A 12278-nucleotide genomic window follows, 5' to 3' on the forward strand; every position below is an offset into this window, starting at 1 on the left:
CGCCGCTGGAGTCCAGCATGCCCGGCCGCTTCCTTCCCCTCCTGTGTCTCGCAGGCCTGGTCGCCTGCGCGACCGTGGCATCAGCGACGGGGACGGAGCGGCTGCGGGTGACGCCGTTCGCCGTGCTGCCTGGCGAGGTCCGTCATCCGGAGAGCCTCGCGGTCGACCCGGCCAGCGGCGAGGTCTACGTCGGCCAGGGACTGCTGTGGGTGGCGGCGAACCAGATCGACACCCTCGTGGCGCTGGACGAGCGAGGCCGCGTGCGCCATCGCGCCGGCGACTTCCTCGGCGTGGCGACCAATGGCGCGCCGCTTGGGCTGCTGTTCCCTGCCGCATCCGTCGTGCAGGGGCGGCGGATGATCGTCGCCAACCTCGTCCTGCCGCTCACGCCTGTCGCGGGGGACGAATGGGAGGAGGACGTCACTCGCTGGAACCTCATGCAGTTCGACCTTCCCGATCCGCCACCGCCTGCTCCCTGAGGAACATCCCATGCTCAACATCACGCCGTTCGGCTGGTTCCACACCGCCATCAGCCTCGTGTCGCTGTTCGGCGGCCTGTACGCGCTGCTGCGCTACCACGACATCCGCTATGCGACCACGCTGGGCAAGACCTATACCTGGTTCACCGTCGCCACCTGCCTGACCAGCTTCTTCCTGATGCGCACCGGCAAGCTGAGCGAAGCGCATGGCCTGACCGTACTGACCCTGATCGTGCTCGCCGTCGCGGTGCTGCTGGGCCGCAACGCCGTGCTCGGTTCGTGGCGGCATGTCGCGGCATCGCTGGCCTTCACGCTGACCGTGTACTTCCACTTCATCCCCGGCTTCACCGAAACGCTGACGCGCGTGCCGATCGGCGCACCGCTGGTGTCGGGTCCGCAGGATCCGCTGCTGCAGAAGCTGGTAGGCGCGACGTTCCTCGTGTTCCTCGTGGGCATGATCCTGCAGGTACGCGCACTGCGCCGCGGGCGGGTGCAGCTGGCCCATCCTGCGACCTGAGCGCTGGCGTGCAGCGGCCATGCTGACGTCGCTGCCCACGCTGGATGCCCTGCTCCATGCGCACGTCCCGCACCTCGGCAGCGATGCGTCCGGCTACCGCCATCACGCATACCGGGTCGCGAATTTCTACTGGCTGCTGGCGCCCGGCGATGCGGAGGCGCTGGAGAAGCTCTGCATCGCCGTGGCATTCCACGACCTCGGCATCTGGACGGCACGCACTTTCGACTATCTGCCGCCGTCGCGCCTGCTCGCCCGGAACCACCTGCAGGCGATCGGCAAGCCGGCGTGGCAGGAGGACGTGGACGCGATGATCGACCATCACCACCGGATCCGGCGCATGCCAGCGGACACGCATGCGAGCGTGGAGACATTCCGGCGTGCCGACTGGATCGACGTCAGCAACGGCGTGTTGCGCTTCGGCCTGAGCCGCGACGTGGTGCACGAGGTCAGGGTGAGGTTTCCCGATGCGGGATTCCATCGCCGCCTGCTGCAGTTCACCCTGCAACGCCTGTATCGGCATCCCTTCTCGCCGCTGCCGATGATGCGGTGGTGACGATGCGCTGGAAGCCATCGCAGCCTGGGAAGAGACGCAACACTGGCCGGGGTCAGGCAGCGACGGCGACCTGGACGACGGTCCGATGCCTGCCTGACGCACGCTGGCCGGTCCTCACCGGTCGCAGCGTTTGATCGGATACAGGGGCTTCACGGCGCGTTCGCGCCACTCAGGTTTGGATACCGCCATGCACCGCGCACCTGCCCCGTTCTCGCTGCTGCATCGCCTGGCCTTCATGGGCCTGGGGATGACGCTCGCGGTGCTCAGCGCGGCGCTGTTCCCCTGAGCGATCAGGACATCGGCGGCGCCGGCTCCAGGTTTGTCGCCCACGCCAAGGCCACGGTCCGTTCCTCGGGTGCGAAGGTGCGCATTTCCGTCCGCGGCATCACCCTGTCCACCAGTCCGGTGACCGTCACCAACCAGCGCTTGTCGGTGACCACCGCAGCGCGCGCGAAGCGGTCGTACTCGCCACGCCTGGACAGCGCATAGCGCAGGTCCTTGCCGACCACCTCCAGTGCCTGTCCATGCAGGTCGCTGATGTCGCTGACCACGGCGATGCGCTCGAAGCGCGCCAGCCGAGATTCGAGGTCGGCGATGCAGGCGTCGTAGTCGGCGCCGGTGAGTTCATCGGTAAAGCGATACGCCGCGACGTGCGGCGGGCTCGCCAGGATCTCGATCATGCGCGCGCTCCTTGAAAACCAGCGGCGACCTTAGCCCCTGCCGGCAGCACGGTGCGTCAAATCCGCTTCACGAAGCTGCACCGTTCCCGCGCGTGTGCTGCTGCCCCTCGCGCGTGAGCGACCAGAACTCGATATCGCGCCGCACCCGGTAGCCGAGTTGCTCGTACAGGGCTTTCGCGCGCGCATTCTCATGGCTGACGTGGAGGAACGGCTGCACGCCGCGCGCCAGCGTCGCGTTGGTCAGCCATGCGGTGAGATGCCGTGCGTAGCCAAGGCCGGTGAAATCCGGATGCGTGCAGATGGCGCTCATCTCGCGGCTACCGGCGCTGCCCAGACGCTCGCCGATCATCGCGGCGAGCCGGCCTTGTTCGTAGATGTCGAAGTAGCGACCCAGGTCCATCGTGCGTGCGCGGAAGTAATGCGGGTACACCAGCGCGGTCAGCGCCAGCACGTCCTCGCGCTGCGCATCGCCGAGCGGCACGATGTCGGGGCCGTCGGCCATCGGCAACGGCGCGTCGCACACCATCTGCGCCAGCGGACGGAAGGCCTGCAGCCGCCAACCCACGGGCGATACCGGCGCGATGCCGAGCAGGTAGACGGATTCGCCGGGCGCGACCAGCAGGTCGAAGGCGTCCCCCGGCGCCGTGTCGACGGACGCGACGCCCAGGAACGGGGCGAACGCCGCGGGGTAGCGCGCCACGTCGCCGGAGCGCAGGGCGACCTCGCGATGGATCGAATCCAGCGCCGACCAGAAGGGATTGTCGAGGGCAGTGTCCATGGCGGCGGCTATCGGGGGAGCCCCGATTATCCATGGCGGCCCACCGCTGCGCTGCACGCGGGTGCATCCGGACGGCGCGCTTCGTATGCTGCGCGCATGACCCTGCCTGCCACCTGTCGTCCATTGCGCCACATCGCACCGTGGCTCGCGTTGCTGCTCGCCGGCTGCGTCACCGCACCACCCGCGCCGACCCGACCGCCCGCCGACACGCGCAGCGAGATCGTGCGACGGATGCCGGCCACCGTGGCCGACCGGGAACGTTGGGCGGCCGACATCGAAACCGCATTCGCCGCACAGCGCATCGCCCCGAACAGCGAGAACATCTGCGCGGTGCTGGCCGTCACCGAACAGGAATCGGGCTACGTCGCCAATCCTGCCGTCGCCAACCTGCCGAAGATCGCGCGTGGCGAGATCGACCGTCGCGCCGCGGCCATGCACGTGCCGACGTTCCTTGTCGACGCCGCGCTGGCGTTGCGTTCACCGGACGGACGCACGTACGCCGAACGCCTGCGCGTGGTGCGCACCGAGCGCGACCTCAGCGACATCTACCAGGACATGATCGGCAGCGTGCCGCTGGGCAAGCGCCTGTTCGCGGACTACAACCCGGTGCAGACCGGCGGCCCGATGCAGGTCGGCATTCCGTTCGCCGAATCGAAAGCCGCCGGCTATCCCTATCCGGTCGACGGCAGCATCCGCGACGAAGTGTTCACCCGACGCGGTGGCCTGTACTTCGGCATCGCCCATCTGCTGGGCTACGACACGCCCTACACCCGCAAGGTGCACCGCTTCGCCGATTACAACGCCGGCTGGTATGCCAGCCGCAACGCGGCGTTCCAGAGCGCGGTCGGCATCGCGACCGGTGCCACGCTCGCGCTCGATGGCGATCTGCTGACTCCGGGGGCGCCACTGACCAGGCCCGGCCAGACCGAGCGCGCGGTGCGGACGCTGGCGGCCGAGTTGCGCATGGACGACCGCGCCATCCGCGATGCACTGGAGCGCGGCAACCGGCTCGACTTCGGCGATACCGAGTTGTACGCACGCGTCTATGCCCTGGCCGAAGCGCGTGCGGGGAAACCCCTGCCACGCGCCATGATTCCGGGCATCCGGCTGGAAAGCCCCAAGATCACCCGCGAACTGACCACCGCCTGGTTCGCCACCCGCGTGGACGAGCGCTACCGGAACTGCCTGCAGCGCTGAGCCGTTCCCTCCGCCGGCGTGCACGGAGATCGTCACGCCACTGTTCCGCCCTCTCGTGCAGGTTGGGCACGGGATGCGAGGGCGGGATGTCGAAATCGGCCCGGCCCGCTCGTCGCGTTCAGGAAGGCGCCATGCCGGTGCCGCATCCCCGGAGGTTTCCATGCCGTACATCGATGGTTTCGTGGCCGCCGTGCCCACCGCCAACAAGCAGAAGTTCATCGACCACGCCAACCTAGGCGATCCCGTCTTCATCGAGCAGGGCGCGACGCGCGTGGTCGAATGCTGGGAGGACGACGTACCCGACGGCAAGGTCACCGATTTCCGCAGAACCGTGCAGGCGAAGGCGGATGAGAGCGTGGTGTTCTCGTGGATCGAATGGCCCGACAAGGCCACGCGCGATGTCGGCATGAAGAAGATGATGGACGACCCGCGCATGTCGCCCGAGAACAATCCGATGCCGTTCGACGGCAAGCGGCTGATCTACGGCGGCTTCGTCCCCACGGTGACGTTGGGACCGGAAGGCGCGCCGTCGTCGTACGTGGACGGCTTCATCCTTGCCGCACCCGCGGACGGCAAGGAGGCGTTTACCGACTTCGCCGCCACGTTCGACGCGATCTTCATGGAGTACGGCGCGGCGCGCATCATCGAGGCCTGGGGCGACGACGTACCGCACGGCACGCAGACCGACTTCTTCCGCGCCGTGCAGGCCAAGGAGAGCGAGAACGTCGCCTTCTCGTGGATCGAATGGCCCGACAAGGCTTCTCGCGATGCCGGCACCAAGCAGGTGATGGACGACCCGCGCATGGACCCCGCCAGCCAGGGCGACACGCCGATGCCGTTCGACGGCCAGCGCATGGTCTATGGCGGCTTCACGCCGGTGGTCGACCTGCGCGCCTGATCGCGGCATCCGGAGCGGAACACGTTCCGCTCCGGCGCCGACACCATCGACCGGAGACGCGGATGTACGTCGTGAAGACGGCATGCCGCACGTCGCCGTACGAACACGGCGACCGCATCTGTTTATCCGCCTCATTCACGCGTTCAGCAGTGCACGCACGGGAATGATGCGTTGCGCACCACGCGAGTGCGTCGTCGAAAAACCGTATGGAAACACGGGTGTTTTGGAAATAACGTCGATTACTTTCGCGTCGTCGCGCGTCGCCATGTGATCGCCACCTCACTTCGCACACTTCGCCGCCGCCTAAGGTGATTCGAGTAACCCGATGCTGTTGCGCAACAGCGTTACGCCGGTTACCGATGTGCCTGGGACAACGCTTCATTCGTTGCATCCCGCACACGAGAGGGATCCACCACTTCCAACGCACTATTCAGGGGCGCATCGCATGGGCAAGAGAGAGCAGCCGTACCCACGTGTTTCCAGGACGCCGCTGGCGTCCGCCGTCAGATGGGCCTTGATCGCCGCCACGCTGGCGGGCAGCGGCACCGCCATCGCGCAGACCGCGGAGCCGGCCGCGCCGGCCACCACGCAATCCACCGAGGACGCCACCACGCTCGATACGGTGTCGGTCCTCGGCAGTCGCGGCCAACCCCGCACCGTCTCGTCGTCGGCCGTGCCGATCGACATCATCAGCGCCGAGGAATTCCGCAACCAGGGCGCCACCGACGCACTCGACCAGCTGCGCGTGCTCGTGCCTTCGTTCAACGTCAGCACCATTCCGATCGACGACGCCGCCAGCCTGGTGCGTCCCGCCAACCTGCGTGGCCTGCCGCCGGACAACACACTGGTGCTGGTCAACGGCAAGCGCTTCCATCGCTCGGCCGTCATCACCTTCCTCGGCCATGGGCTGTCCGATGGCTCCCAAGGCCCGGATCTTTCGGTGTTCCCGTCGATGGCACTGGAGCAGGTGGAAGTGCTGCGTGACGGCGCGGCGGCCCAGTACGGCTCCGATGCCATCGCCGGCGTGGTCAACTTCGGCCTGAAGAAGATCAGCGAAGGCGGCGCGTTCGAAGCGTTCGCCGGCCAGTACTACGAAGGCGACGGCTTCACCACCCAGTACTCGGCGCAGATCGGCCTGCCGTTGACCGCGAACGGCTACGCCACGTTCACTGCCGAATGGCGCAATGCCGATGCCACCTCGCGCAGCGTGCAGCGCGACGATGCGGCGGCCGCGATCGCCGCCGGTTATCCCGGCGTGCCCGTCCCGGCGCAGATCTGGGGTTCGCCGGAGGTGAACGACGACCTCAAGTTCGTCGGCAACCTCGGCATCACCGGCGAGAGCGTCGACCTCTACCTGTTCGGCAACTACGCGAAGCGCGACGTCGATGGCGGTTTCTACTTCCGCGATCCCACCGCGCGTTCCGGCGTGTACTCCAACGATGGCGGCGAAACACTGCTGATCGGCAACACCACGGGCGTCGGCACCTGCCCGACCATCGCGTTGCGCGACGCCAACGGCAACCTGATTCCGTACAGCACGGTCAGCTCGGCCGTCTCGGCGCTGCCGTCGAACTGCTTCACCTTCCTCTCGACGCTGCCCGGCGGCTTCACGCCGCGCTTCGGCGGCAGCCTGGAGGACCTGTCGGTGGTCGGTGGCATCAAGGGCATGTGGGGCAACGGCTGGCATTGGGATGCCAGCGTGACCTACGGCCGCAACGACATCGACTTCACCATCTACAACACGGTCAACGCATCGCTCGGTGCGGCGCAGCCGGAAGGCCTGCGCTTCAGTCCCGGCGGCAACACGCAGATGGAGAAGGGCGTGAATTTCGACGTCGGCACCGACTTCGAGACCTCGTTCACCGCGCAGCCCCTGCGCCTGTCGGCCGGTGCGGAGTGGCGCGAGGAGAGTTTCGAGGTGAAAGCCGGCGACGGTCCTTCCACTGCGGTCGGCCCGCTGACGCAACAGGGCTTCGCACTGGGCTCGAACGGCTTCAACGGGTTCAGTCCGCGCACGGCCGGCGAGTGGGATCGCAAGAACTGGGCGGTCTACCTGGACCTGGAGGCGCAGTTCACCGAACAGTTGCTGCTGGCCGCCGCAGTACGTCATGAAGACTTCGACGATTTCGGCAGCACCACCAACGGCAAGCTGACCGCGCGTTTCGACGTGTCCGACACCTTCGCCTTGCGTGGCGCATACAACACCGGCTTCCGCGCCCCCACGCCCGGCCAGGCGAACATCAGCCAGATCAGCACGGCGTTCAACGGCAGCGTGCTGGAGGACATCGCGACGCTGCCGCCGACCAACCCCATCGCGATCCTCAAGGGCGCACGCGCCCTGACGCCCGAGGAGTCGAAGAACCTGTCGCTGGGCATGGTGTGGAGCAGCGGCGACTGGCTGGTGACCGTGGACGGCTATCGCATCGAGGTGGAAGACCGCATCGCGTTGAGCACCAGCTTCGCGCTGACACCGGCCGAGCGCGACGCCCTGGTCGCCTCGGGCAATCCGGAAGCCGCATCGCTCAGTTCGGTGACCTACTTCGGCAACGCCTTCGACACCACCACCACCGGCGTCGACCTGGTGACCAGCGTGGAGACGGCGCACTTCGGCGGCAAGACCACGTATTCGCTCGCGGTGAACTGGAACAAGACCGAAGTGGACCGCTACGACCCCAACTTCATCAACGAAGCCCGCGTCTACAAGATCGAGGAATCGCTGCCGAAGACCAAGGGCTACTTCAGCGTCAACCACCAGCGCGAGGTCTTCCACGCCAACCTGCGCCTGGGCTACTACGGCTCGTGGTACGAGGATCACCTGGACAGCGGCGCGATCACCATTGAAGACGGTGGCCTGCCGATCTACGAGGACAGCAAGCTGATCGTCGATGCCGAAGTGGGCTGGACCTTCCCCTCCGGTCTGTACGTCAACGTCGGTGCGCAGAACCTGTTCGACGAGACGCCGGACGACAATCCGTGGGGCGCGTCGGTCGCCGGTGCGGCGTATCCGGTGCATTCGCCGTACGGCTTCAACGGCGGCTTCTACTACGCCCGCGTGGGCTGGAAGTTCTGATCGATCGACGGAGGCCGTCGTCCTGCACGGGCGCCGGCATTCCGTTCAACGGGATGCCGCGCCTCGCGCGACATCCTTCGCCGCCTCCGCGACCAGCGCACGCAGCCACTGGTGCGCCGGATCGTGGCGGTAGCGCACGTGCCATGCCATCTCCAGCGGGAACGTGCCCAGGTCCACCGGCGTAGGCAGCACCTTCAGACGCGGATCGCGCGCGAGTCGCGCGCAGATCAGTTTCGGCAGCGTGGCGCAGTAGTCGGTCGCGGCCACCAGCTCCGGGATCGACAGGAAGTGCGTCACCGACACGGCGACCTCGCGCCGCAGTCCCTGCCTCTCCAACGCCTGGAACAGGCCGGCGCGCAGCTTGCCCGGCGGCACCACGTTGACGTGCCGCAACTGCTCGTACTGCGCCTTCGACAGACGCTTGTTGATCATGGGATGGTTAGCGCGCACCACGCATGCCAGACCGTCGTCGGCCAGGTGCTGCACCACCAGATTGTCCGGCGGCTCGACAAACCGGCCCAGCACCATCGCGGTTTCGCCGGAGATGGCGCCCGTCTCCGCCAAGTCGGTGCCGAACGGAACCAGCCGCAGCCGGATGCCGGGAGCGCGCTCGCGCAGTCGCGCCACAATGGCCGGCACCAGCACGAACTCGAAATAACTGTTCGGTGCCAGCGTGAACAGACGCTCCTCCTTCGCCGGATCGAACTGCCGCTGGCCCAGCACCAGCGCATCCACCTGCGACAGCGCGGCGGCGATGGCCGGCGCCAGTTCCACCGCCTTCTGCGTCGGCTGCATCCCGTAGCGCTCGCGGATGAACAACGGGTCCTGCAGCATCTCGCGCAGCCGCACCAGCGCATTCGACAGTGCGGGCTGGGTGATGCCCAGGCGTGCGGCGGCACGGGTCACGCTGCGTTCGTCCATGAGCGCCAGGAAGACGGGCAACAGGTTGAGGTCGTAGCGCATGCAGTCATATTGAATTTCATATATCTGGAATTCAACAGATAAATTTGCCGTATGCCTTGCCGGCGCGCATCCTGCGTCCATCCCGGCGAGGCCCAGCCACCGAAGGCGCCTCCCACCCACCCCACGCTGGAGCCGCCCCATGTCCACCGCCGCCCTGTTTTCCCCGACCCGCCTCGGCGCCATCGAGGTCCGCAACCGCATCGCCATGGCGCCGCTTACCCGCTCGCGCGCCGGCATGGACGGCGTGCAGACGCCGCTGGCCGTGGACTACTACGGCCAGCGCGCGTCGGCCGGGCTGATCATCACCGAGGCCACCAACATCTCCCGCCAGGGCCGCGGCTACGCCTACACGCCGGGCCTGTATACCGATGCCCATGTCGCGGCATGGAAGCCGGTCACCGATGCCGTGCATGCCGCCGGCGGTCGCATCGTGGTGCAGCTGTGGCACGTGGGCCGCATGTCGCACACCAGTCTGCAGGAAGACGGCGCTGCACCGGTCGCGCCCTCGGCGATCCAGGCCGGCGGCCATGTCTTCACCGAAGCCGGCTACGCCCCGCCATCCATGCCGCGCGCCCTCGCCACCGAGGAGATCGCCGGCATTGTCGACGATTACCACCAGGCCGCACGGCGAGCGAAGGACGCCGGTTTCGATGGCGTGGAAGTGCACGCCGCCAACGGCTATCTGCTGGAGCAGTTCCTGCGCGACAGCACCAACCACCGCGACGACCGCTACGGCGGTTCGGTCGAGAACTGCGCGCGCCTGCTGCTGGAAGCGACCGCGGCGGTGGCCGAGGTCTGGGGCGCCGACCGCGTCGGCCTGCGCCTGTCGCCGCTGTCCACCGCGATCGGCGACACGCCACTGGACAGTCGCACGATGGAGACGCACCTGTACGTCGCGCGTCGCCTCGGCGAGCTGGGACTGGCCTACCTGCACGTGGTCGAAGGCCAGTTGCACGCGGGCAACGGCGCCGACGACTTCGACGTGAAGGCGCTGCGCGAAGCCTTCGGTGGCGCCTATCTCGCCAACAACGGCTACGACCGCCAGCGCGCGCTCGACGCCACGGCCGGCGGCCACGCCGACATGGTCGCGTTCGGCAAGCCCTTCATCGGCAATTCGGATCTGGTCGAACGCCTGCGTACGGACACGCCGCTGTTCGATGCGCCGACGGCCGGCTACTTCGGCGGCGGCGCGGAAGGCTATACGCAGTTCACCGCACCGCAGGCGGACGTCGCCTGATCGCCGCCCTCCACCCTCAACCCAGAACCTCAGGAGTCCACCATGTCCCTCCACGACCTGCTCCCCGGCAAGCTCGGCTTCGGCACCGCGCCGCTCGGCAACATGTTCCGCGACATCCCGGAAGCCGAAGCGCGCGCCACGGTCGACGCCGCCTGGCACGATGGCATCCGCTATTTCGACAATGCGCCCTTTTATGGCGCCGGCCTGGCCGAGATCCGCATGGGCGAGGCGCTTGCCGACAAACCACGCGACGCCTACGTCATCAGCACCAAGGTCGGCCGACTGATCCTGGATGACGTCGAAGACGTCAGCGCGCGCGACCTCGGCGAGAAAGGCGAGGTGTTCAAGTACGGACGCCCGAACCGCATCGTCAACGACTATTCCTACGACGCCACCCTGCGCTCGATCGATGACAGCCTGACACGCCTGAAGACCGACCGCATCGAGATCGCCTGGGTGCACGACGTCGCGCAGGACTTCTACGGCGACGAGTGGCTGTCGATGTTCGAGCAGGCGCGCACCGGCGCGTTCCGGGCACTGGATCGCCTGCGCGATGAAGGCACCCTCAAGGCCTGGGGCCTGGGCGTGAACCGGGTCGAGCCGATCGAACTGCTGCTGGATCTGGAAGGGCCGCGTCCGGACGGCTTCCTGCTCGCCGGCCGCTATACCCTGCTCGACCATGGGCGTGCCCTGCAGCGGGTGATGCCGAAGGTCGCCGAACGCAGTCTCGGCATCGTCGTCGGCGGCCCCTACAGTTCCGGTGCGCTGGTCGGCGGTCCGAACTTCGAATACGCGCCGGCCACGCCGCAGATCCTCGACAAGGTCGCGCGCATCAAGGCGCTCGCCGACCGGTACGGCATCAGCATGAAGGCCGCCGGCCTGCAGTTCGCGCTGGCGAATCCGGCCGTCGCCGCGGTCATTCCCGGTGCCAGCCGGCCCGATCGCATCGCCGAGGACAGCGCGGCGCTGAAGGAAGTGGTGCCTGCCGGCTTCTGGCACGACCTGCGCAGTGCGGGCCTGGTGCATCCCGACGCGCCGCTGCCAAGCGACGGCTGATCCGGAGACGCGCGACCGCCCTCGTCAACGCGAGGGCGGTTTGCGCTCCGGAATCCGTCGGCGCGGCGCTTGCGCTTCGCGCTCGTCCATCTCGCGGACGCGGCGTCCGGCCTCACGGATCAGGTCCGGCAGCAGGTGCGCTTCCGGCAGGTGTCTCCAGTACTTCTGCGGCATCTCCTGCCGCATCATCCGCGTGTTGAGGCGCGCGGGATTGAAGATGTTGGCGTAGTAGGTGCGCCACAGCGCGTCCTCGGCATCGTCGGCAGGCGCGTCGGAACGCTGCGCGCCCTCGCCGGCCCACAATTGCTCGCCATCCCATTGCACGCTGCGATACGGGGTGAGGATCGCCCAGCGCATGCCGGCGAAGCGTCGCATGAAGAACGGCGCGACCCGGTCGACGATGTAATGGTCGGGTTCGAACCAGGCGATATAGGCATCGTCCTCGCCGTCGATCTGACGGAACCGCACGAAGGCCTTCATCTTGTGCGTGTCGCGGCGCACGGCCTGCGCCCAGCGCGTCGCACGGTGTACGTCGGCGTCGGTGGCACGGTCGAGCAGCGCGCGTTCGCCGTTGCCGATCCGCCACAACAGGCGATACAGCAGTGCGTGCCGGCCCACATCCCGGTGGCACAGCACCGAGGCCGCGAACGGCATGAAGTCTGCCGGCACCGACAGGCCTTTCCGCTGCACCGGCTGCTCGATCACGCCCGCGGCCGCGAGCAGTTCGCCCTGCGCATCGGCCTGCCACTCGACCGCGTCGGGCGGCAATTCCGCTTCCCACGCGTGTCGCGCCTGCGCGCGCCAGGCATCCAGGTCCCAGGCAGGCATCACGGTGGCGCGGAACATCGTG

At 67.7% G+C, this 12278-nt stretch carries 12 protein-coding genes and 2 pseudogenes; 9 read left to right on the forward strand and 5 right to left on the reverse strand.

The genetic code is table 11. The features are described from left to right. Positions 1–17: 17 nt before the first annotated feature. From ACGHX3_RS13675 to ACGHX3_RS13685, 3 genes are read left to right on the forward strand one after another with little or no spacing between them, the layout of a single operon-like run. On the forward strand, positions 18–479 hold the full coding sequence (locus tag ACGHX3_RS13675) for a hypothetical protein (protein WP_394695296.1): 462 nt from the start codon (positions 18–20) through the stop codon (positions 477–479). 10 nt (positions 480–489) lie between these two features. Continuing rightward, positions 490–996 carry a hypothetical protein gene (locus ACGHX3_RS13680; protein ID WP_394695297.1) on the forward strand — a complete coding sequence of 169 codons (507 nt, stop codon included), beginning with the start codon at positions 490–492 and terminating at the stop codon, positions 994–996. A 19-nt stretch (positions 997–1015) separates the two neighbouring features. Beyond that, complete coding sequence (locus ACGHX3_RS13685) at positions 1016–1549, forward strand: hypothetical protein (RefSeq protein WP_394695298.1); 534 nt, start codon at positions 1016–1018, stop codon at positions 1547–1549. A gap of 290 nt (positions 1550–1839) precedes the next feature. On the opposite strand, the gene ACGHX3_RS13690 is transcribed toward ACGHX3_RS13685, so the two are convergent. Continuing rightward, on the reverse strand, positions 1840–2229 hold the full coding sequence (locus ACGHX3_RS13690) for an STAS/SEC14 domain-containing protein (protein ID WP_394695299.1): 390 nt from the start codon (positions 2227–2229) through the stop codon (positions 1840–1842). Positions 2230–2296: 67 nt separating this feature from the next. Next, positions 2297–3007: a GNAT family N-acetyltransferase gene (locus ACGHX3_RS13695; RefSeq protein WP_394695300.1), complete on the reverse strand. Its 711-nt coding sequence runs from the start codon at positions 3005–3007 to the stop codon at positions 2297–2299. A gap of 96 nt (positions 3008–3103) precedes the next feature. Between ACGHX3_RS13695 and ACGHX3_RS13700 the strand changes: the two genes are divergently transcribed. The 3 genes and pseudogenes from ACGHX3_RS13700 to ACGHX3_RS13710 all read left to right on the forward strand — a co-directional run bounded on the left by ACGHX3_RS13700 (position 3104) and on the right by ACGHX3_RS13710 (position 5102). Then, the gene (locus ACGHX3_RS13700; RefSeq protein WP_394695301.1) at positions 3104–4204 is read left to right on the forward strand and encodes a DUF1615 domain-containing protein; all 1101 of its coding nucleotides are present in this window, start codon (positions 3104–3106) and stop codon (positions 4202–4204) included. Between the two features lie 160 nt (positions 4205–4364). Beyond that, positions 4365–4718: pseudogene (locus ACGHX3_RS13705) on the forward strand (DUF1428 domain-containing protein); the annotation flags it as partial. Further along, positions 4713–5102 (forward strand): DUF1428 domain-containing protein, encoded by a 390-nt coding sequence (locus tag ACGHX3_RS13710; RefSeq protein ID WP_394697295.1) that lies wholly within the window; start codon positions 4713–4715, stop codon positions 5100–5102. The pseudogene ACGHX3_RS13705 and the gene ACGHX3_RS13710, both read left to right, overlap by 6 nt. Before the next feature lie 135 nt (positions 5103–5237). On the opposite strand, the gene ACGHX3_RS13715 is transcribed toward ACGHX3_RS13710, so the two are convergent. Then, positions 5238–5369, reverse strand: coding sequence for a hypothetical protein (locus ACGHX3_RS13715; RefSeq protein ID WP_394695302.1), 132 nt, complete (start codon positions 5367–5369; stop codon positions 5238–5240). A 247-nt stretch (positions 5370–5616) separates the two neighbouring features. On the opposite strand from ACGHX3_RS13715, the gene ACGHX3_RS13720 reads away from it, so the two are divergent. Next, the gene (locus tag ACGHX3_RS13720) at positions 5617–8172 is read left to right on the forward strand and encodes a TonB-dependent receptor plug domain-containing protein (protein ID WP_394695303.1); all 2556 of its coding nucleotides are present in this window, start codon (positions 5617–5619) and stop codon (positions 8170–8172) included. Positions 8173–8217: 45 nt separating this feature from the next. On the opposite strand, the gene ACGHX3_RS13725 is transcribed toward ACGHX3_RS13720, so the two are convergent. After that, a complete protein-coding gene (locus tag ACGHX3_RS13725) occupies positions 8218–9135 on the reverse strand; it encodes a LysR family transcriptional regulator (protein ID WP_394695304.1) in 918 nt (305 codons plus the stop codon). 139 nt (positions 9136–9274) lie between these two features. Here ACGHX3_RS13725 and ACGHX3_RS13730 point away from each other — a divergent pair, with 139 nt between their 5' ends. Together ACGHX3_RS13730 and ACGHX3_RS13735 are read left to right on the forward strand one after the other, a co-directional pair. Continuing rightward, a complete protein-coding gene (locus ACGHX3_RS13730; RefSeq protein ID WP_394695305.1) occupies positions 9275–10372 on the forward strand; it encodes an alkene reductase in 1098 nt (365 codons plus the stop codon). A gap of 42 nt (positions 10373–10414) precedes the next feature. Next, positions 10415–11428 (forward strand): aldo/keto reductase, encoded by a 1014-nt coding sequence (locus ACGHX3_RS13735; protein WP_394695306.1) that lies wholly within the window; start codon positions 10415–10417, stop codon positions 11426–11428. A 33-nt stretch (positions 11429–11461) separates the two neighbouring features. Here ACGHX3_RS13735 and ACGHX3_RS13740 read toward each other — a convergent pair. After that, positions 11462–12274: pseudogene (locus tag ACGHX3_RS13740) on the reverse strand (TIGR03915 family putative DNA repair protein); the annotation flags it as partial. Positions 12275–12278: the final 4 nt, after the last annotated feature.

This window comes from Pseudoxanthomonas japonensis (assembly GCF_043632995.1).
Taxonomy (GTDB): domain Bacteria; phylum Pseudomonadota; class Gammaproteobacteria; order Xanthomonadales; family Xanthomonadaceae; genus Pseudoxanthomonas_A; species Pseudoxanthomonas_A japonensis.